At 71.3% G+C, this 19,938-nt stretch carries 19 protein-coding genes; 5 read left to right on the forward strand and 14 right to left on the reverse strand.

The genetic code is table 11. The annotated features are described in order from the left end of the window. Nucleotides 1-3: 3 nt before the first annotated feature. From paaB to AC0T5L_RS21735, 6 genes are all read right to left on the reverse strand, one after another. Nucleotides 4-333, reverse strand: a complete 330-nt coding sequence (gene paaB, locus AC0T5L_RS21710) for a 1,2-phenylacetyl-CoA epoxidase subunit PaaB (protein WP_476167304.1) — start codon at nt 331-333, stop codon at nt 4-6. Then, nucleotides 330-1,301 carry a 1,2-phenylacetyl-CoA epoxidase subunit PaaA gene (gene paaA / locus AC0T5L_RS21715; protein WP_476167305.1) on the reverse strand — a complete coding sequence of 324 codons (972 nt, stop codon included), beginning with the start codon at nt 1,299-1,301 and terminating at the stop codon, nt 330-332. The genes paaB and paaA overlap by 4 nt, the downstream gene beginning before the upstream one ends. Before the next feature lie 101 nt (nt 1,302-1,402). Continuing rightward, entirely contained in the window at nt 1,403-2,215 is an 813-nt protein-coding gene (locus AC0T5L_RS21720; protein WP_476167306.1) for an enoyl-CoA hydratase/isomerase family protein, read from the reverse strand. 4 nt (nt 2,216-2,219) lie between these two features. Continuing rightward, nucleotides 2,220-3,125 carry a 3-hydroxyacyl-CoA dehydrogenase family protein gene (locus AC0T5L_RS21725; protein ID WP_476167307.1) on the reverse strand — a complete coding sequence of 302 codons (906 nt, stop codon included), beginning with the start codon at nt 3,123-3,125 and terminating at the stop codon, nt 2,220-2,222. Further along, nucleotides 3,122-3,886 (reverse strand): enoyl-CoA hydratase/isomerase family protein, encoded by a 765-nt coding sequence (locus AC0T5L_RS21730; protein WP_476167308.1) that lies wholly within the window; start codon nt 3,884-3,886, stop codon nt 3,122-3,124. Before AC0T5L_RS21730 ends, AC0T5L_RS21725 begins: the two co-directional genes overlap by 4 nt. Beyond that, nucleotides 3,883-5,118, reverse strand: a complete 1,236-nt coding sequence (locus AC0T5L_RS21735; RefSeq protein WP_476167309.1) for a thiolase family protein — start codon at nt 5,116-5,118, stop codon at nt 3,883-3,885. The genes AC0T5L_RS21730 and AC0T5L_RS21735 overlap by 4 nt, the downstream gene beginning before the upstream one ends. Nucleotides 5,119-5,358: 240 nt before the next feature. Here AC0T5L_RS21735 and paaK point away from each other — a divergent pair, with 240 nt between their 5' ends. Continuing rightward, entirely contained in the window at nt 5,359-6,711 is a 1,353-nt protein-coding gene (gene paaK, locus AC0T5L_RS21740) for a phenylacetate--CoA ligase PaaK (protein ID WP_476167310.1), read from the forward strand. A 118-nt stretch (nt 6,712-6,829) separates the two neighbouring features. Beyond that, entirely contained in the window at nt 6,830-7,300 is a 471-nt protein-coding gene (locus tag AC0T5L_RS21745; RefSeq protein ID WP_476167311.1) for a hypothetical protein, read from the forward strand. 69 nt (nt 7,301-7,369) lie between these two features. Here the strand turns inward: AC0T5L_RS21745 and AC0T5L_RS21750 are convergent, their stop codons facing one another. From AC0T5L_RS21750 to AC0T5L_RS21760, 3 genes are all read right to left on the reverse strand, one after another. After that, nucleotides 7,370-7,741: a VOC family protein gene (locus tag AC0T5L_RS21750; protein ID WP_476167312.1), complete on the reverse strand. Its 372-nt coding sequence runs from the start codon at nt 7,739-7,741 to the stop codon at nt 7,370-7,372. Nucleotides 7,742-8,233: 492 nt separating this feature from the next. Further along, the gene (locus tag AC0T5L_RS21755; RefSeq protein ID WP_476167313.1) at nt 8,234-9,031 is read right to left on the reverse strand and encodes an SAM-dependent methyltransferase; all 798 of its coding nucleotides are present in this window, start codon (nt 9,029-9,031) and stop codon (nt 8,234-8,236) included. 116 nt (nt 9,032-9,147) lie between these two features. Further along, nucleotides 9,148-9,963 carry an SAM-dependent methyltransferase gene (locus tag AC0T5L_RS21760; RefSeq protein ID WP_476167314.1) on the reverse strand — a complete coding sequence of 272 codons (816 nt, stop codon included), beginning with the start codon at nt 9,961-9,963 and terminating at the stop codon, nt 9,148-9,150. 281 nt (nt 9,964-10,244) lie between these two features. Here AC0T5L_RS21760 and AC0T5L_RS21765 point away from each other — a divergent pair, with 281 nt between their 5' ends. Continuing rightward, nucleotides 10,245-11,018: a nucleotidyltransferase domain-containing protein gene (locus AC0T5L_RS21765; RefSeq protein WP_476167315.1), complete on the forward strand. Its 774-nt coding sequence runs from the start codon at nt 10,245-10,247 to the stop codon at nt 11,016-11,018. Between the two features lie 1,510 nt (nt 11,019-12,528). After that, nucleotides 12,529-12,756 carry a hypothetical protein gene (locus tag AC0T5L_RS21770; protein WP_476167316.1) on the forward strand — a complete coding sequence of 76 codons (228 nt, stop codon included), beginning with the start codon at nt 12,529-12,531 and terminating at the stop codon, nt 12,754-12,756. A gap of 8 nt (nt 12,757-12,764) precedes the next feature. On the opposite strand, the gene AC0T5L_RS21775 is transcribed toward AC0T5L_RS21770, so the two are convergent. After that, entirely contained in the window at nt 12,765-13,331 is a 567-nt protein-coding gene (locus AC0T5L_RS21775) for a TetR/AcrR family transcriptional regulator (protein ID WP_476167370.1), read from the reverse strand. A gap of 194 nt (nt 13,332-13,525) precedes the next feature. Next, complete coding sequence (locus tag AC0T5L_RS21780; RefSeq protein ID WP_476167317.1) at nt 13,526-14,932, reverse strand: GH1 family beta-glucosidase; 1,407 nt, start codon at nt 14,930-14,932, stop codon at nt 13,526-13,528. A 239-nt stretch (nt 14,933-15,171) separates the two neighbouring features. On the opposite strand from AC0T5L_RS21780, the gene AC0T5L_RS21785 reads away from it, so the two are divergent. Beyond that, nucleotides 15,172-16,752, forward strand: coding sequence for a hypothetical protein (locus AC0T5L_RS21785; protein ID WP_476167318.1), 1,581 nt, complete (start codon nt 15,172-15,174; stop codon nt 16,750-16,752). Between the two features lie 70 nt (nt 16,753-16,822). Here the strand turns inward: AC0T5L_RS21785 and AC0T5L_RS21790 are convergent, their stop codons facing one another. From AC0T5L_RS21790 to AC0T5L_RS21800, 3 genes are all read right to left on the reverse strand, one after another. Then, nucleotides 16,823-17,842 (reverse strand): methyltransferase, encoded by a 1,020-nt coding sequence (locus AC0T5L_RS21790; protein ID WP_476167319.1) that lies wholly within the window; start codon nt 17,840-17,842, stop codon nt 16,823-16,825. 11 nt (nt 17,843-17,853) lie between these two features. Then, nucleotides 17,854-19,020, reverse strand: a complete 1,167-nt coding sequence (locus AC0T5L_RS21795) for a magnesium and cobalt transport protein CorA (RefSeq protein WP_476167320.1) — start codon at nt 19,018-19,020, stop codon at nt 17,854-17,856. Nucleotides 19,021-19,256: 236 nt separating this feature from the next. After that, a complete protein-coding gene (locus tag AC0T5L_RS21800; RefSeq protein WP_476167321.1) occupies nt 19,257-19,910 on the reverse strand; it encodes an alpha-ketoglutarate-dependent dioxygenase AlkB family protein in 654 nt (217 codons plus the stop codon). Nucleotides 19,911-19,938: the final 28 nt, after the last annotated feature.

Genomic DNA, 19,938 nt, shown 5'->3' on the forward strand with positions numbered 1-19,938 from the left:
CCCTCAGATGTGCGGGACGTCCTCGGGGATGGGGTAGAAGGTCGGGTGGCGGTAGACCTTGTCACCGCTGGGCGCGAAGTAGGGGTCCTTCTCGTCGGGGCTGGAGGCCGCGATCTGCTCGGCGCGCACCACCCAGATGCTCACGCCCTCGTTGCGGCGGGTGTAGAGGTTGCGGGCGTTGTGCAGCGCCATGGTGTCGTCGGGCGCGTGCAGGGAGCCCACGTGGACGTGGTTGAGGCCGCGCTTGCCGCGCACGAAGACCTCGTAGAGGGGCCACTCGGGGCGTGCCGCACCGGATCCGGAACCGCCGGTGGTGTTGGTGTCCTTGCTCATGCCACGGCCTCCTTGGCGCTGTGCTTGTCGGCGTAGGCGGTGGCGGCCTCGCGGACCCACGCGCCCTTCTCGTGCGCGGCCCGGCGGCGCTGGACGCGCTCGGCGTTCTTGGGACCGGCGCCGGAGACGACCTGTTTGAACTCGGTCCAGTCGGGCTCGCCGAAGTCGTGGCGGCCGTGCTCCCCGTTCCAGACCAGCTCGGGGTCGGGCAGGGTCACACCCAGCTTCTCGGCCTGGGGGACGGTCATGTCGACGAACTTCTGGCGCAGGTCGTCGTTGGTGTCGCGCTTGATGCGCCAGGCCATGGACTGCTGGGTGTTGGGCGACTCCGCGTCGGGCGGGCCGAACATCATCAGCGAGGGCCACCACCAGCGGTCCACGGCTTCCTGGACCATGCGGCGCTGCTCCTCGGTGCCCTCCATCATGCGCATGAGCAGTTCGTAGCCCTGGCGCTGGTGGAAGGACTCCTCCTTGCAGATACGCACCATGGCGCGGGCGTAGGGCCCGAAGGAGCTGCGGCACAGCGGGACCTGGTTGCAGATCGCGGCGCCGTCCACGAGCCAGCCGATGACGCCGACGTCGGCGAAGTTCAGCGAGGGGTAGTTGAAGATCGAGGAGTACTTCTGGCGGCCCTCGATGAGGCGCTGGGTCAGGTCGGCGCGGTCCACGCCCAGGGTCTCGGCGGCCGCGTACAGGTACAGGCCGTGCCCGGCCTCGTCCTGGACCTTGGCCAACAGGATGGCCTTGCGGCGCAGGCTGGGCGCGGAGGCGATCCAGTCGCCCTCGGGCTGCATGCCGATGATCTCCGAGTGCGCGTGCTGGGAGACCTGGCGCACGAGCGTCTTGCGGTAGCCCTCGGGCATCCAGTCGCGCGGCTCGATGCGCTGGTCGGCTGCGACCTTGGCGTCGAACTCCGCCTGGAAGTCCAGGTCGGCGCCGGGGGGCGCCTGGGCCGTCTGCGTGGTCATTGGCTTCTTCCCCATTCATAACCGAACGTTCGGTCAGTAATTAGTATCCCCGGAATCCTCCGCCCGGGCAAGTCCCCGGGCGGAGGACGCTGAAGACCAGCTCAGCTCCCGGTGAAGGCCGGCCTCTCCTTGTTCAGGAAGGCGCGGACCGCACCCGTGTGGTCGGCCGTCTGCCCCAGCTGGTTCTGCAAGTCGGCCTCCTCCTCCAGCAGCTCGGGCAGTTCGCGCCCGCCCTGGGCCGCGGAGCGGACCTCACGCTTGGCCGCGACGAACGCGTTCGTGGGCCCCGAAGCCAGCTGAACGGCCACCTCACGGGCCCGCTCGGCCCAGGCGCCGTCGTCCACGACCTCGGTGACCAGCCCCAGCTCTAGAGCGCGCTCGGCGCCGACGACCGTACCGAGCAGCATCAGCTCCATGGCCCGCGCCTGGCCCAGCGAGGCCACCAGCCGGTAGGCGAGCCCGGAGTCCGAGGCCAGGCCGATCCCGGTGAACGCGGTGCCGAACTTGGCCCGACGCGCCGCGACGCGCACGTCACCTGCCAGCGCGAAACCCAGCCCCGCGCCCACGCAGGCGCCACCGACACCGACCACGACCGGTACCTGGATGTCCTCCATCGCCTGCACGATGCGGTTGTAGTGCTCGCGCACGGTGTCCAACGCGTCCTGCGGCTTCTCCTCCAGGATCCGCGCGTGCTCGGCCAGGTCCTGGCCCACGCAGAAGGCCTTGTCCGAGCCCAACAGCAGCACGGCGCGTGCGGTGGTGGACTCCGCCGCGCTCCGCAGCGCCGCCAGCAACTCCTCCTTGACCTGCCGGGTCAGGGCTGGCGTGTGCAGCCGCACCGTGGCCAGCCCATCGGCCTCACTGAACTCCGCCGCCTGTGTGGCCTGCTGCCCGGCCGCCGTGTCCTCGCTCAACTCTCTACTCTCCCTCGTCCCAGGTGTGGAAGCCCTGGCCGCTCTTGCGGCCCAGCTTTCCCTCGGCGACCATACGGCGCAGCAGCTCCGGCGGGGCGAACCGGTCCCCCAGTTCGGCGGCCAGGTACTCGGCGATGGCCAGGCGCACGTCCAGTCCCACCAGGTCGGTCAGGCGCAGCGGGCCCATGGGGTGGCGGTAGCCCAGCTCCATGGCGGTGTCGATGTCGGCGGGTGAGGCCACGCCCTCCTCCACCATGCGGATGGCCTCCAGGCCCAGCGTGACACCCAGGCGGCTGGTGGCGAACCCGGGTGCGTCCCTGACCACGATCTCGGTCTTGCCCAGAGCGCCCACCCAGCCGCGCACCGACGCCACGACCTCGGTACCGGTCTCGGGTGCGGCCACCAGCTCCACGAGCTTCGAGGCGGGCACGGGGTTGAAGAAGTGCATGCCCAGGAAGCGCCGGGGGTGCTTGAGCGCGGCGGCCAGCTCGGTGACCGACAGCGAACTGGTGTTGGAGGCCAGGACGGTGTCCTCGCTCACGGCGGCCTCGGCGGCGGTGAGTACGGCGACCTTCAGCTCGGGCTTCTCGGGCACGGCCTCCACGACCAGCCCCGCGTCGTCGGGGATGTCGGCGGCGTCGGTGACCGTGCGCAGCCGGGCCAGGAACCCGGCCGGGTCGGTGTCGATCTTCCCGCGCCTGCGAGCCTTGTCCAGACCGGCTGACACCCGGGTTCGACCGGCCTCGGCGGCTTCGCCGGTGGCCTCGACCAGCACCACGTCCGCGCCGCTGGTGAGGAACTGCTGGACGATTCCGGCGCCCATGGTGCCGCCACCGATGACGGCGACGGTGGCGGGAACGCCCTTCTTGTCAACGCTCTGCTCAGCGAAGCCGTGCTCGGTGGAGCTCAACGCTTCTTCCTCTCCAGGAAACTGGTCATCCGGTCGTGCTTGTCGGCGCTCTCGAACAGCACCGCCTGGGTCAGGTCGTCGGCCAGCGGGTGCGGACCGTCGGCGTCCAGGACCATCTTGGTCATGCGCAGGGCCAGCGCGGAGGAGGCGGCCATACGGTCCACCAGGGCGTGGGCGCGCTCGCGCAGCTCCTCGGCGGGCACGATCTCGGCGGCCAGGCCGTGGCGCAGCGCGGCGTCGGCGTCCAGGCGGTAGCCGCCCAGCAGCACCTGCTTGGCGACCGAGGCGCCGACCAGCTCACGCAGCCGCCAGCACGCGCCCGCCCCGGCGATGATGCCCAGGCCCGGCTCGGGCTGGGCGAACACGGCGGAGGGGGTGACGATGCGGATGTCACAGGCGTAGGACAGCTCGGCGCCGCCGCCCAGCGCGTAGCCGTCCACGGCCGCCACGGTGGGTGCCCGTAGGCGGTGCAGGCGCTCGAACAGGCGGCTGTTGAGCCCGGCCAGCGCCTCCTCGCGTCCGCGTTCGCGCAGTTCGGCGATATCGGCGCCGCCAGCGAACACGTTGCCGTGCCCGGTGAGCAGCAGTGGCCTGGGGTCGGCCTCGATCAGCTCGCACACCCGGTGCAGCTCGGCGATCATCCGCCCGTTGATGGCGTTGCGTGCCTCAGGGCGGTGCAACTCCACCACCACGCGGTCCTGGCGCCAGTCGACGTCCAGGGTCGTGAACCCCTGCTCTTCTGTGTCCTGGTGCTCGGTCACGGGCGCTCCACCAGCAGTGCCGTGCCCTGACCCACACCCACGCACAGGGTGGCCAGGCCCCTGGCGGTGTCCTCCCGCTCCATGCGGTTGAGCAGGGTGATGAGGATGCGCGAGCCCGAGCTGCCCAGCGGGTGACCCAGCGCGATGGCGCCGCCGTCGGCGTTGACCCGGGCCTCGTCCAGCTTGAGCTGGCGCATCACTGCCAGGGACTGGGCGGCGAAGGCCTCGTTGAGCTCCACGGCACCGATCCCGTCCAGGTCCCACCCGGTCCGATCGAGCACCTTGCGGGTGGCCGGGACCGGCCCCAGGCCCATGACCTGCGGTGGAACACCCGCGGAGGCGGAGGCCACCACGCGGGCGCGGGGGGTCAGGCCGTGGCGGCGCACGGCCTCGGCACCGGCCAGCACCAGGGCCGAGGCGCCGTCTGAGAGCGAGGAGGAGTTGCCCGCGGTGACGATGCCGTCCTCACGAAAGACCGGACGCAGCTTTCCCAGGCTCCCCATGGTCGATCCCGGGCGCGGACCCTCGTCGGCGGCGACCTCGTGGGTCTGGCCCTTGCGGCCGTGCACTGTGACCGGGACGGTCTCGGCGTCGAAGCGGCCCGCCGCGGCGGCCGCGACCGCGCGCTCGTGGCTGCGCAGGGCGAAGGCGTCGCACTCCTCGCGGGTGAGGCCCTCCAGGCGCGCGACCTCCTCGGCCGTCTCCCCCATCGACAGGGTGTAGCGCAGTTCGTCGGGGGAGGCGTCGGCTGGAGCCTGGGCGTCGGACTTCGCGAAACGCGGGTTGGTGAAACGCCAGCCCAGGGAGGTGTCGGCGACCTCTCCCGGCTTGGCCCAGGGGGTGCCGGGCTTGGCCATCACCCAGGGGGCGCGGGTCATGGACTCCACTCCGCCCGCGACCACCACGTCGGCCTCGCCCGCGCGAATGGCCTGGGCGGCCGAGGCCACCGCGGTCAGGCCGCTGGCGCACAGCCGGTTGACGGTGTAGCCGGGAACACTCGGGTCGAGTCCTGCCAGCAGCGCCGCCATACGGGCCACGTTGCGGTTGTCCTCACCGGCCTGGTTGGCCGCGCCGAGAATGACCTCGTCGACCACCTCGCCGGGAACGCCCGCACGGCGGACCGCCTCGGCCACGGCCGTGGCGGCCAGGTCGTCGGGGCGGACTGCGGCCAGGGCACCGCCGTAGCGGCCCTGCGGGGTTCGCACCCCGTCGACCAAGTAGACCTCGCTCACGTGCGGCCTCCCATGTTAACGGCGGTGGTCGAGGCCACCGCCACCTGTGAAATCATCGACATCTCTCCTTGACACGGCTGCCAGGAGACTGCGTTAATGCATTAGTAACCGAACGTTCGGTCAGTAAGCAAGTCGGTCCGCTCCGCACCGGACCGTACAGCCCCGACCCGCGCACACACCCGCTCACCCCTCCCAGGCACCGCCCCTGGCGGGTCCCGCGCACAGTACATGGAGAGGCCCATGGCAATCCACGACACCACCATGCGGGCGGCCGGCACAGCCCCCCGCCTGGGACAGGCACCCTCGCCCGAACTCCTGGACCCGGCCGAGCGCATGAGTGTCGACGAGCTGCGCGCCCTGCAACTCAAGCGCCTGCGGTGGACCCTGGAACACGCCTACGCCAACGTGCCCCTGTACCGCAGGAAGTTCGACGAGGCCGGAGTGCGGCCCGAGGACCTCAAGGAACTCGAGGACCTGCGCCACTTCCCGCACACCACCAAGGCCGACCTGCGAGAGAACTACCCCTTCGGGATGTTCGCCGTCCCCCAGGAGCAGGTCAGCCGCATCCACGCCTCCAGCGGGACCACGGGCCGCCCCACCGTCGTCGGCTACACCCGCGAGGACATCGACACCTGGGCCGAGGTCGTGGCCCGCTCCATCCGCGCCGCGGGCGGCCGCCCCGGGCACAAGGCCCACATCTCCTACGGCTACGGCCTCTTCACCGGCGGCCTCGGGGCCCACTACGGCGCCGAGAAGCTCGGCTGCACGGTCATCCCCGCCTCCGGGGGACAGACCGCCAAGCAGGTCCAGCTCATCCAGGACTTCCAGCCAGAGATCATCATGATCACCCCCAGCTACATGCTGACACTGCTGGACGAGTTCGAGCATCAGGGAATCGACCCGCGTAGCACCTCGCTCAGGATCGGCGTCTTCGGCGCCGAGCCCTGGACCGAGAAGATGCGCGGCGAGATCGAGGAGCGCTTCGGCATCCACGCCGTGGACATCTACGGGCTGTCGGAGGTCATGGGACCCGGTGTGGCCAACGAGTGCGTGGAGACCAAGGACGGCCTGCACGTGTGGGAGGACCACTTCTACCCCGAGGTGCTCGACCCCGTCACCCAGGACGTGCTGCCCGACGGCGAGAACGGGGAACTGGTCTTCACCTCGCTCACCAAGCAGGCCATGCCCGTCATCCGCTACCGCACCCGCGACCTGACCACGCTGCGCCCGGGCACCGCTCGTCCCATGCGCCGCATGGACAAGGTCACCGGACGCAGCGACGACATGATCATCCTGCGCGGCGTCAACGTCTTCCCCACCCAGATCGAGGAGATCGTCCTGGGCCTGGACGGGCTCGCCCCGCACTTCCAGCTGGTGCTCACCAAGGAGGGCCGCCTGGACCGCATGGCCGTGCGCATCGAGGCCGCCCCGGACTGCGCCCCCGAGCGGCGTGTGGCCCTGAGCAGGGAGATCGTGGCCACGGTCAAGGACAAAGTGGGTGTGAGCGTGACCGTGGACGTGGTCGACCCCGAGCAGATCGAGCGCTCGGTGGGCAAGTTCCGCCGCATCATCGACCAGCGCCCCAGGGACTGACCAGGGGCCGCGGGAAGCGCACGGCCGCCGGGGGGCGGGTGGGAGGACCCCGCGGCGGCCGTGCCGTTTCCCACCCCGCCGCCTGGCCGATGGCCTGGGCCGCGAGCCGTCCCAGGTCGTGACGCTCGGCGAGGACACGGATCCGGCCTCCTACGTGGTGCGTGTGCTCGGCTACCACAGGTCCGGTCCCGAACCGCTCAGACCCCTGCTGTGGGAGTCCCCGCGCTACGGCGAGAAGCCGCTTCCCGACGAGCCGAGACGGACCGGAGCGCACCCCACGGCGCTGGCAGAGTGCCACCCCATGCCCGTAATCCGCCCGCTCGTCCTGCCCGGCTTCGACGGCCCGGACGCGACGTCAGGGTTCTCCCGCGTCGCCGCGGTCCGCACCACGCCCTCGGGGCGCCTGCTGTGCGTGGTGTCGGAGTCCGGGACGAACGCGGGCGGCGGCGTCAAGCCCGGTCTCACCGGTCTCGCCGAGGCTCCACCTCACAGCGCTGGCCGCCGCAGAGAAGGCCTGCCGGCCGCTCAGGCAGCTCAAAAGCTCATGGGACGCGGTCCGAACGGAGACCTGGTGCCAGGGGGCGCATGAGGGGACCACGCCCCACGGCCCAGGCGGACGCCGGCGGTCCGAGCGCGGAGCCGGGCTGGGAGCAGCGGGTCAGGGGGTGTCGTCGCGTCCGTGCGGCAGGCAGAACTCGTTGCCCTCGGGGTCGGCCAGTACCGTCCACCCGGCGTTCTGGGGCTGTCCCACGTCGACCTTCACCGCGCCCAGACCCAGCAGCCGCTCCACCTCCTGGGCCACCGTCAGCCCACCCGTGACGCGCAGGTCCAGGTGCAGGCGGTTCTTGACGGTCTTGCCCTCGGGCACGGGCAGCACGACGATCCCGGGGGCCGCCCCCTCGGCCGGTGCGAGCCCGACCCCGTCCTCGGACTCCTCCACGATGGGCCAGTCCAGCACCCGGCTCCAGAACACGGCCACGGCCTTGACGTCGATCGCGTCAATGGAGATCACCTGAATTCGACTTCCCATACCCGCACCCTAGGACCGCGCACCGACAACCGTCCGGGGGCATGGCGCCGGGCCCTGACCGGTTCGCCGGTCCTCGACCTCACAGGCGGAGCTTGACTTCCTCGGTCTCGGTGTAGGCGTCCAGCACCCCGGTGCCGTGCCCGCGTCCGACACCCGACTGCTTGAGGCCCCCGAACAGCACCGAGCCCGGGGGAGCTCGTCGGCGAGCTGAGATCCACAGCGAGGATCTCCGGCGCTTCTGGGCCCGCCACGACGTGTGGGAGAGGACGCGCGGGGCCGAACGCCTCCAGCCCCTGGCCGGTCTCTCCTGTCCACGCTGTCGAGCCGCGGAAGCGCACGGGCGGGAGCACCGGGCCGAACCCGGCGCTCCCGCCCGGCACAGGAGCCTTTCGGAACAGGTAGGGGGCACGGGACACCGTCAGCACCAGGCCCGCGGCGGCCTTGGTGAACGTGCCGCGCACGGGGCCGGGGCGCCCCGCCTCCCGACAGGCCTCAGGAGGCCTTGCGGGCCACACCGCCGTACTGGTCCACCTCGTCCGGGAGCCTGTCCCCCATCACCGGGGGCCGCCAGCATGTCACCGGCACCAGCCCGGGCTCGACCAGCTCCAGCCCTTCCAGGTAACCACCGATCTGCTCGGGACTGCGCGGGACGTAGGGCACCGCGCCGCTGTCGTTGTACTCGTCCTGGGCGTCCACGTTCTCCTTGCTGTGGACGTTGCTGCCCTCACTGACCGTCAGGTGGCTTCCCGGGGGCAGCCCCGCCAGCAGGCGCCGCACGATCGAGACGGCCTCCTCGTACTCCTGCACATGCCCCAGGACGCCCAGCAGCATCAGCGAGACCGGCTGGTCCATGTCCAGCAGCCCGGCCGCCTGCTCCAGGATCACCTCGGGTTCGTACAGGTCGGCGTGGACGTACTGCGTGCGCCCTTCGGGGGTGCTCGTCAGCAGGGCCCGGGCGTGCGTCAACACCAGGGGATCGTTGTCGACGTAGAGGATCCGGGCCTCGGGCGCCACCGACTGCGCCACCTCGTGGGTGTTGTTGGCCGTGGGAAGCCCGGTCCCCACGTCCAGGAACTGCCGGATACCCACCTCCCCCGCCAGGTAGCGCACGGCGCGCTGCTGGAAGGCGCGCGAGGCCCGCGCCATCTGCGCGATGCCGGGGAACACGCTCAGGAACTGGTCGCCCGCCTCCCGGTCCACCGGGTAGTTGTCCTTGCCGCCCAGCCAGTAGTTCCACACCCTCGCCGAGTGCGGGACCGTCGTGTCGATCATCGGTCGCTCACCGCTCATCGGTGTCCACCTCACTGCTCGTCGCCGTACCGGTGCCCTGCGTTCAGGGACCGTTCCTCCACTCGGGACGCGCGGCCGCGGCCCCTGCCGGGGCCGTCGGCGTGCACGCGCAGAGCTCATCCCTTGCGGGCCACACCGCCGTACTCGGCTACCGGGCGGGGCGTCCCGCCCGCTTCGGTGGGACCGGAGCGCCACAGCGCGCAGGAGACCACACCCGGCTCCAGCAGTTCCAGGCCGTCGAAGAGCGCGGTGATCTGCGCCGCCGTGCGGATGGTGAGCTCGGGGGTTCCGCTCTCGTTCCAGGCCGCCGCCACCTGGTGTGCCCGCTCGGGGTCGAGGTCGTCGGTGGGGTGGGAGAGCACCAGGAAGCTGCCCGGGGCCAGGGCGTCCAGGAGCCGGTCCATGAGCGATCGGACCTCGGTGTCGTCGGCGACGAAGTTGACCACGCCCAGCAGCATCAGTGCCACCGGCCGGGACAGGTCCAGGGTCCGCGCCGCCGCCTCCAGGATGGTGTCCGGATCGCGCAGGTCGGCGTCGACGTAGCCGGTGGCGCCCCGGTCCGTGCCGGTGAGCAGGTCGCGGGCGTGCGCGAGTACCAGCGGGTCGTTGTCCACGTAGACCACCCGGGCGTCGGGGGTGATCGCCTGGGCGACCTCGTGGGTGTTGTTGTGGGTGGGCAGCCCGGTACCGATGTCCAGGAACTGCCGGATGCCCTCCTCCTGGGCCAGGTGGGTGACCGCACGGGCGAGGAAGCTCCGGTCGGCGACCGCGTTGTCCACGATCTCGGGAAAGAACGAGCGGATCTGCTCGCCCATCTCCCGGTCCACCGGGTAGTTGTCCTTGCCGCCCAGCCAGTAGTTCCATATACGGGCGTTGTGCGGAACGGAGGTGTCGATCTGGGGGGTGGGACCCTCGGGTGTCACGGGGGGCACGGGCCTGCTTTCTGCGCTCGCTGCATCAACAAAAGGTGCGTACCCGGACAAGTAAACGGTTTCAAGGGCTTACCAGCAACTACCGAACCGCATGCGCGGAAGGGCACCGGTCGCCCCGGACCACTGAACGGCCCCCGGCCGCGCCGCCACGGCACCCGGCGCGCACGGGCACCGAGGAGCGCTCCGCGGAAAAACACTCGTGGTTTCCGAGCCGAACCGGATAGGTTGCCGGACGGCGCCCCGGTGCCCGTGCCAGCACCACAGGAGAACAGGAGCCGCCGGTGAAGCACTCCATCCCCGAGTTCGCCCGGATCGCGGAGAGGAAGACCGTCCTGCGGTGCCAGGTCGGCTCCGGGGTCCACGGCATCACCGTCTCCGACCAGGACGACCGCGACGAGATGGGCATCTGTGTGGAACCGCCCGAGTACGTCATCGGCCTGCGCTCCTTCGAGCAGTACGTCTATCGCACCCAGCCCGAGCACGCCCGGTCGGGGCCGGGCGATCTGGACCTGACCGTCTACTCGCTGCGCAAGTGGATGCGGCTGGCCCTGGACGGCAATCCCACCGTCCTGCTGCCCCTGTTCGTGCCCGAGAGCGAGATCGTCACCGTCACCGAGACCGGCCGCGATCTGATCGCCAACACCGACCGGCTGCTCTCCCGCAAGGCGGGCAGGCGCTTCCTGGGCTACCTGCGCGCCCAGCGCGACCGCATGGAGGGCCTGCGCGGCGGCAAGCACACCAACCGGCCCGAACTCATCGACAGGTACGGCTTCGACACCAAGTTCGCCTACCACATGGTCCGGCTGGGCATCCAGGGTGTGGAACTGCTGGAGACCGGCCGCATGACCCTGCCCATGCCCGAACCCGACCGCACCTGGCTGCGTGAACTGCGGCGCGGCGAACACAGCCGTACCGAGGCGCTGACACGGGCCGGCGAACTGGAGAGACGGCTGAGCGGGCTGTGCGAGACGTCCGCTCTTCCTGAGGAACCCGACTGTGACTGGGCCGACCGATGGCTGGTGCGGGCCTATCAGAGGGCCTGGGCCCGCAGCTGAACCCGCCCCCGCGGACCCCGTCAGCGGCTCCCGGGAGCGTGTCGACGACCACGCTGGTCAGAGCCGGCACCCGGCGCGGTGGCGGCACGCAGCCGGGATAGGGTGATCCCCCGAAGAAGTACGCGCCGCTCCCGGTCCCCGGGCGGCACCAGCGCGGCGTGCGCCGCACACGGCGCACGGGAACAACGAACACTAAGGAAACACCATGGTCGGAACCGCCGCCTTCGTACTCATGATCGTGGGTCTGACGATGATGCTCGCCACCGGGATCCTCGCCGCGGTCATCAGGACTCCCCACCGCTAGGGAGCCAGGGGTGCGTCCGTGCCGGTCGCATCCGTCGGGCGCCCCTCACACGGGGGCGTCCACCTCCACCGGTTCGTAGCGGCTGGTCCGGGGCATCCGTCCACGCTGCCCCGGACCGGCTCCGCGCACGCATCCGTGCGCCTCCACCCTACGGACTCGGGGGAACCGGGGGAACGGCTGAGGAGACTCCGTCTCCGTGTACACCGAAGGTTCCCCGCCCCGGGGCCGCCCGAACAACGACGCGCCCGAAGCCCCGAGGAGAACACGGCCCAGGGCCGCCCCGGGCCGCCTGGCACGGCAGGTGTGCCCGCGGCCCGGTCGGCCTCGGTCCAGTCGGGTTCGCAGGAGAAGGTCGGGGCTCGTTGGCACGGCTGGTCTGAACGCGGGGACGTCCGGGGAGGGCTCCGGGACTTCCGGGGCCACCACGGTTTCCCGGGAACGGGGGCGCCGGCCTCCGATCGTTCGTATGCTTCCGCCCAGCCACGCCGGTCCGGTAGACGCCGTCAGGATCCAACGGCACGCCCGCCGGGACAACCCCACTGGCACCCCCGGACACACCTGTGCCCGTGTGTCCCTTGCGAAAACAGCTGCACGGGAGAACGTCAGTACTGTTCAGCGGGCTGGCACGGACGTCCTCCGCGCGGTCGGCCGGGTCCGGCCACACCAGCGCCAAGGGGTCGCGCACGCGTTCTGCGCACCAGCCGGAACGGTGACACGCCCCGGCCTTGGACCGACAGGCCAATAGAGCAGACATTTCCGACGTAGAGGACGCAAATCAGTGTTCGGCGGGTGAGCGGCGGCACTTTTCCCTAGGCTCTCGAAAATATCGGCGGCCGAAGGAAACACCTCTGCCGTGCTTCCGTGCGGCCGTGCCCTGCTTTTCGAAGGAGTGCCATGCCGACCGCAGCCGACCCCGCCCGGATCCCGTACCGCCCCTCCGCTCCCGCCCGGTCGACGCCGAGCACGGGCACGCGCCCGCTCCGCCGGGCGGTGGCCGGTTCCGGCCAGCACGGGAAAAGGTGTTCGCGTAAACGCCCAGCGCCGACCGGTGGTATCACTGGGTTACTCCCCGCGCATACCGGAACGGACTTTCCGGAGCGCGACAGGGCTGGACTTCCGGCCCGGGAAACAGTGGACCGCTCTGCCCCTGTGGTGCCGTTCCCGAGTGGCTTTGTTCCGGCCCCGGCCGTAGTTAGGGTTTGACATATGTCGATATGGTCTCGCGGCGACCGGACCGGAAGGGTCGAGGAGGCTCTTCTGATGCTGGAGGGACAGGGGATCATCGACGGCCTGAACATCCTTCCGGGCGAGGCCAAGCCCTACCGGATCCACATCCCCGCAGGCATCGTGCACATGGACGAGGACGAAGCGTCGATGTTCGCGTTCGGCGCGGTCGTGGGCGCGTTCGGCAACGTGGCTCGCCAGCACGCCTGACCGCACCCTCACACCCGGCCCATGGTGCGCAGCACCGCGTCCAGCAACAGGTCCCGGACCATCGTGCGGTGCTCGACGGTGTGCTCCACGGTCAGCTCGTTGTTGAACGTGGACAGGCACATGCCCACCACCATCTCGGCGATCGGGCGCGCGGGACGGCTGTCCTTGGGCAGCTCCTCCACGAATCGGGCAACCTCCACGGCCTCACGCACGGCCTCCACCCAGGGTTCGGTGCGCTCACGCCACCACTGTCGCTGCGGGCCGGGTTCGGCGCCCAGCCCGGAGACGGCGGCCAGCAGCCCGCCCGACTCCAGCCACAGGCCCGCCCATGCGTCCACCAGGCGGCCCATGTAGCCGTCGATCGACTCCATACGGCCGAAGGTGAGGTCGAGCTGGGAGGCGAACGCGGTCAGCCGCACGTCCACGGCGGCCTGGAGCACCTGGTTCTTGTGGTTGTAGTAGCGGTAAACGGTGGATCGGTCGATGTCCACGCCCTCGGTGATCTCCTTGTAGGAGATCTGGCTGAAGGGCTTGGTGCGCAACAGTCCGACCAGGCTGTTCTGCAACTGAAGCATCCGCTGCGCGGCCCGCAGGCTGCCGCTCGTGCCCGAAACCGACTCTTGCGGCACCGACATACCCGATCCCCGTTCCGTCATTGATCCCACAGTCCTCGTTGACCGGTTTCCCCCAGCTTGCCGCACGCGGGAGGCTTTCTCCAACACGGCGTTGGGAGGACGGGGACCACTGTGGAGGCTTCCGCGCCCCGGGGCTAATCCTCCTGTCGGGCCACCAGCTCGTCGACCCTGCGCGCACGGTGTGAGGTCAGGAAGTCGCGGTACCAGTGGTAACTGTCCTTGGGGTGGCGCTCCAGGAGCTCGTAGTCGACGCGGACCAGGCCGAAGCGGCGGTCGTAGCCGAACGCCCATTCGAAGTTGTCCAGCAGCGACCACACGAAGTAGCCCCGCACGTCCACCCCGGCGTCGATGGCCCGCGCCAGTGCGTCCAGGTGGTCGCGCAGGTATTCAACGCGGCCGGTGTCGCTGACCCGGCCGTCCTCGTCGGGCTGGTCGTCTTCGGCGGAACCGTTCTCGGTGATGAGGATGGGCGGCAGGTTCGGGTAGCGCCGGTTCAGGTCGATGAGCAGGTCGGCGAAGGTACCGGGAACGACCGGCCAGTCCATGGTGGTGTGCCGGACCCCCTCGATGGCCACCCGCTCGGCGCGGATGTCCACCGCGGTGCGCGCGGCCGGGTCGGCCTCGGCGTGCGGAGCGTCGCGCAGCATGAGGGGCCGGTAGTAGTTGACGCCCACGAAGTCCAGGGGCTGCCCGATGATGTCCAGGTCGCCCTCGGCGCGGTAGGAGCCGTCGGCCAGCTCGCCCCAGACCTCGTCCTCGTTGTCGGGGTAGGCGCCGGTGAAGATGGGGTCGAGCCACACGCGGTTGTGCAGTGTGCGGGACCGTTCCACGGCGGCGCGGTCGGCGTCGGAGTCGGTGGCGGGCAGCAGATGGTCCGGGTTGAGGGTGATTCCGACTTCCCCGGCCGCGGCCGCACGCAGCTCGCCGGTGGCCATGCCGTGGGCCAGCAGCAGGTGGTGCGCGGCGGCCAGCGCGGGCGTGCCCTCCCGGGTTCCGGGTGCGTGGCGACCCACGGCGTGGCCGACGAAGGCCGAGCAGAAGGGCTCGTTGAGGGTGATCCACCGATTGACCCGGTCGCTGAGTCGGTCTGCGACGATGCGGGCGTACTCGGCGAAGCGGTAGGCGGTGTCGCGGACCCGCCAGCCGCCCTCGTCCTCCAGGGCCTGGGGCAGGTCCCAGTGGTAGAGGGTGATGACGGGTTCGATCCCGGCGCCGAGGATGGTGTCCACGAGGCGGTCGTAGAAGGCGAGCCCTTCCTGGTTGGGGCGTCCCCCACCGGTGGGCTGCACCCGCGGCCAGGCCACGGAGAAGCGGTACAGGTCCACGCCCAGGTCGGCGAGCAAGGCGACGTCCTCGCCGTAGCGGTGGTAGTGGTCGCAAGCCACGTCCCCCGTCTCGCCCCGGGCCACGCGCCCGGGGGTTCGGCAGTAGGTGTCCCAGATGGAGGGACCCCGACCGCCCTCGTGCACGCCCCCTTCCACCTGGTAGGCGGCGGTGGCGGTACCGAAGAGGAGACTGGCTGGCAGTGTCGGCTCGTTCATGGGTCTTCCTTTCTGGGAGCGCTCCCAATCATAGGGGACGTGATCTCCGACACCAAGGCCCCAGGGGTGATCGGACAGACACGAGGGGAAACACGCAGCAGCACACGACACACGGGAGGCCCCGCCCCGCGGTGCGTCCCGTTCCCGGAGGCCCCGGGGCCTCGGAACCGGATGCCCACCCGGGTCGTCACACTCCGCGGCGCGCCGTATCACCACCGGTGTGTGTGAGAAAGGGACCTATGAGTTGGACCGACTATTCGCAGAACCGCAGGATCCAGGAGCTCGAGGACAGCCTGGACTCGGCTTACCACCAGCTGAGAAGCGACCGTACGAGGATGGACTCGGAGTTGTCCCGCATCCGGGGCACACTCGAACAGCGGCTGGACCGCGTCGCGGCCTCCCTCGACGCCTTCGTCGGGCTCAGCGACATCCGTACCACCCTGGCGTTGTTCGACGGCGCGGCCCTCGCCCGGCACCGCACCCTCCAGATGCTCGACGGCGTCTCCCTCCCCCGCCTGGAACTGACGGACGTACCCGGGTACTGGCTCGTCCCGGCCGCGCACGGCCTGCACGCGCTGCTGGCCGACGACGTGGGCACCGCCCGTGTCCGTTTCGACGAGGCCGCCCGGCGCGACGCCTCCCGCGCCCGCCACTTCGCGGCACTGGCCACCGCCCTGACCCGGGCCGAGCACGCCCGCGCCATGGGCGAGGAGGCGACCGCCGAACTGCTCCCCCACCTGCCCGAGCCCTCAGCGGAGGCGTCCCGGGGACAGCGCGCTCTGTGGCTGCTCACCGCGGACGGCTCCTTCGGCGACGACGCCCGCGAGCACCTGCTGCTGTCCACGGTTCAGCACTGGTCCCAGCAGGAGGTGGACATGCCGGAGTCCGCCGATCTGACCGCGTCCCTGATCCCCGCCGCCAAGGAGCCCTCCGTACGGGCCTCCCGGCGTGGGTCCCCTCCCAACAGGAGGCCGCAGGGGATCGCCCGGCGCGCCGAGGCGGCACAGCGGATCGCCGACCTGCGCGAGGGCGTCGCCGGGATCGCCGCGCTCGGCAGCGAGGAGACGCCCCTGGAGGCACTCGCCCCCGACGAGGTCAGCGCCGAGTTCCTGGACCAGACCCTGCGCCTGCTCGTCGAGGAGGGAAGCGCCGAGGAGGCCCCGCTGATCGCCCGCGCGAACACGCTGCGCGCGGTCGTCGAGAACGGCGCTCAGGACGTCGCCCTGCCGCGGTGGACCGACACCGTGGGAAGTGTCGGCGAACTGCTCGGCGACGACCTGGCCCGCCAGGACGCCCCTCCCCACCGCCGCACCTTCGCCCTGGTCCTACAGAGCCCGGTAGTGATGGACGGCGCCGAGAAGCTGGCCGCCGAGGCCGCCGCCCCGGCGGAGGACTCCAGCACGCTCACCTCGCAGGGCGTGCGGGTGAAGATCACCTCTAACGGAGCCGACCCAGCGGACCTGCGACGTGCCGAGACCCAACTGCGCACACGCTGGGTCCACGAGGGCACGGCCCTGGTGTACATGTGGGGTCTCCTGGTCATGTCCGGACTCCTGGTGGTGCTGGGCCTGGTCTCCGGCAACGGCTTCGCCTGGTTCCTGTGCCTGGCCTTCCTCGCGGGCGCCGGGATCGCGTTCGCGGTCGACCGGGGGGATCGCGAGCGGACGCGGATCGCGGTGGAGGACCAGGTCCGGCGTCTGGGCGGAAGCGCGGCCGAGGCCGCTGAGCGGTGGCGCGAGAAGCTGCTGGAGTCCGAGTGGCACGCGGTCGCCGCCAGGGGCGAGGCGGAGGAGATCCGTCGCCTGCTCGATCGTTCCTGAGGGCTGGCCGGGAGTGCGTCCTGGACCCGGGCCCCCTCTTCAGCCGTGCGCTCCGAACGGTGGGGCCGGGTCAGGGGGCGGCTCGCCCGGGCCCCGCCACGAGCAGCCGCATCTCCAGGGGCAGGTCGAGGATGCGGCGGGTGGTGAGCCCGGCGGAGCGCAGCAGCCCCTCGTACTCGCTCTCGGTGCGCTCGGCGCCGGTGGTCATCACCATCATGTGCGCGTCGAGGACCAGCGGGAGCCAGGGCAGGCCCTCGTCGGGCAGGACGCGCTCAGCGATGAGCACCAGCCCGTCGGGGGCCATCGCCTCGCGGCAGTGGCGCAGCACCGTGCGCGCCTCCTCGTCCGACCAGTTGTGCAGGACGCGGCTGAGCAGGTAGACGTCGGCTCCCCCGGGTACGCCCCGGAGGAAGTCGCCCTCCACCAGCTCGCACCGGCCCGCGTCGACGAGCGCACCGAGGCGGGCGCGTGCGGCGGCCAGGGCGGGCGGGCGCTCCAGCAGTACGCCGCGGGCTCGGGGCGCACGGTCCAGGACGGTGGCGAGGAGCTCGCCGTCGCCTCCGCCGAGGTCGACGACCGTGCGTGCCCCGGTGAAGTCGTGGACATCGGGGATCGCGGTGGAGAACCGCCCGCCCGCGGCCATCCCCGCCGTGTAGCGCGCGGCGTCCCCAGGGTGGTTCTCCAGGTGGGTGAACACGTCGGTGCCGTAGGCGGCCTCGAAGGCGGTCTCGCCAGTGCGCACGCTGTCGGCCAGGCGTGCCCACGCGGCGGTGAACATGTCGCTCTCGTACAGCAGGGCCAGGTCCGCCAGGCCCGAGGGGTGGTCGCGGCGCAGGACGGCACCGACCCCGGTGGGCCGGTAGCGCCCCTCGTCTCCGTGCAGGACCCCGACCGCCGCGAGCAGGCGCAGCAGGCGGCCCAGCCGGTCAGGATGCAGGCTGAGCCCTCCGGCCAGGGTCTCGGTGTCCGCGGCGCCCTCGGCGAGGCGGTCGAGCACCCCCAGTTCGATCGCGGTGGCCACCGCCCGGGCGACCCAGGGCCCGGTCATGAGACGCAGCACCTCGCGCTCCGCGGATCCGTTCCCCGTCATCTCCACCACCGTCAGAGCCAACCGTTGCGACGAAAGACAATGTAGAGGCTCAAGCTCGACAGCGCCATGAGAACCAGGGTCAGCGACCAGCTGAACGCCCAGCGGAAGCCGGGCTCGGGATCGATGTTCATCCCGTACACCGAGGAGAACAGGGTGGGCACGACCAGGATGCCGCCCCAGGAGGAGACCTTCTTCATGGCCTCGTTCTGCGCCTGGTCGATGAGGGCGCTGTTGACCGACATGATGTTCTGCAACAGCTGGCGGAAGCCGTCGACGCGCTCGCGTACGGCGGTGACGTGGTCGGCGACGTCGCGCATGCGGTGGTGTATCTCGCCGCGCTTCTCGACGGGTACGTGGAAGGGGACGGCGGCCGCGATGTCCCGCCGCCCCGGCGGGGCGTGGGGATCACCCTGCGGCACGGAGGTCACCGTGTACTGGTCCGGTCGGGCCCGGGGGCGGTCCGGATGCCGGGAGAGCGGATCCATGAGGCCGTCCATGACGGCGCCCAGCGGTTCGACGGCCCGCGACAGGAGGATGACCTCGCGGGCGAGGCGGTAGGTGCGCCGCGATGCCTTGGCGTCGCCGCTGAAGACCTGGGTCTCCACCTCGTCGATGTCGTCCTGGAGTTCGGAGACCACGGGGGCGTAGCCGTCCACGACCAGGTCCAGGACGGCGTGGACCACGGCCAGGGTGCCGTAGGCGAGGACACGGGGCTCGGACTCCAGGAAATCGCGGACGGTCTCGAAGTCCACCTGGTCGGTGTGGCCGATGGTGACCACGAAGTCGTGTCCGGCGAAGAGGTGGATCTCGTCGACCTCGACGGACTCGCGCGCGGTGTCGTAGCGGGCCGGGCGCAGTACGAGGAAGAGCACGCCCCGGTAGACCTCGGCTTTGGGGCGCTGGTGGGCGACGATGGCGTCCTCCAGCGCCAGCCCGGGCAGGCCGAAGAGCCCGGCGACCTCGGTGAGCTGGCCCCGGTCGGGCACGCTCATGCTGATCCAGGCGATGAGGCCGGGATCGCGGCCCATGGCGCGGCGGGCCTCGGCGACGGTGTCGGTCTCGCGCTCGCGGCGCCCCTCGCGGTAGAGGACCGCGCGGACCGGGCCGGGACCGCGCTCCGGCAACGCGGCCCGTCGGCGGCCCAGGGCCATGATGCGTTCGGGCGGGGGATCGGTCATCTGCGCTGCCCTCCTGTGCGTGGCCTGGCGGTCCGGACCGGGTACGGCTTCCCGGGCCGCGGTCCGCCGTCTCCGGAACCGCCCCCGGGGAGCGCTCCCCCGTACGGTAGGGGCGGCCGGCCCGGGTGGTGCCGTCCCACGCGGGGCCGGGAGCACACCCTCGGAGGGATACGCCGATCCTGGCGCGGCGGACGGACGAACGCGCGCCGACACGCCAGCGCCGGTGGAGGGTCGGGTCAGCCGCGCAGTCCGGAGGCACGGATGGTGATGTTGAGCCTCCCGTCCAGGCCCAGGTCGGGCGGTGCGGTACCGGGCCGGGTGCGGGGAACGCCGTGGTAGGCCATACGGGAGGGGCCGCCGAAGACGAACAGGTCGCCGCTGCGCAGTTCGACGTCGGTGTGGGGACGGGTGCGGGTCTCGGTGTTTCCGAAGCGGAACACACAGGTGTCGCCGAGGCTGAGGGAGACCACGGGTTCGCGGGAGAGTTCGTCGCGGTCCTGGTGCATGCCCATGCGGGCGTCGGCGTCGTAGAAATTGACCAGGGCGACGTCGTAGGGATCGGCGCCGGGCGGGGGTGGAGCACCGTAGGCGGCCGTCACGGCACGCGCGGCCAGGTCGCCGAGGAGGTCCGGGAAGGGCTGGACGGGTGTGCCGTCGGGCAGGGTCCGCGCGTAGGAATAGGGCTGCCAGTGCCAGCCGAGACTAGCCATACTCACGCTCATCACCCCGCCGCGCGGCATGGTGTGCCGGCGCATCCCCGCGGGCCCGCGCACCCAGTCGCGGCAGCGCCGGACCAGGTCGGTCTGGGTGGCGGGGGTCAGCCACCCGGGCAGGTGCACGGCACCGGGCGCCACGTTCACGGGCGGGCTTCCGAAGAGCGCATCGTCCATGCCTCCATCGTGCCACCGCGGGCGGCGG

This window comes from Nocardiopsis sp. TRM 82005 (assembly GCF_056312425.1).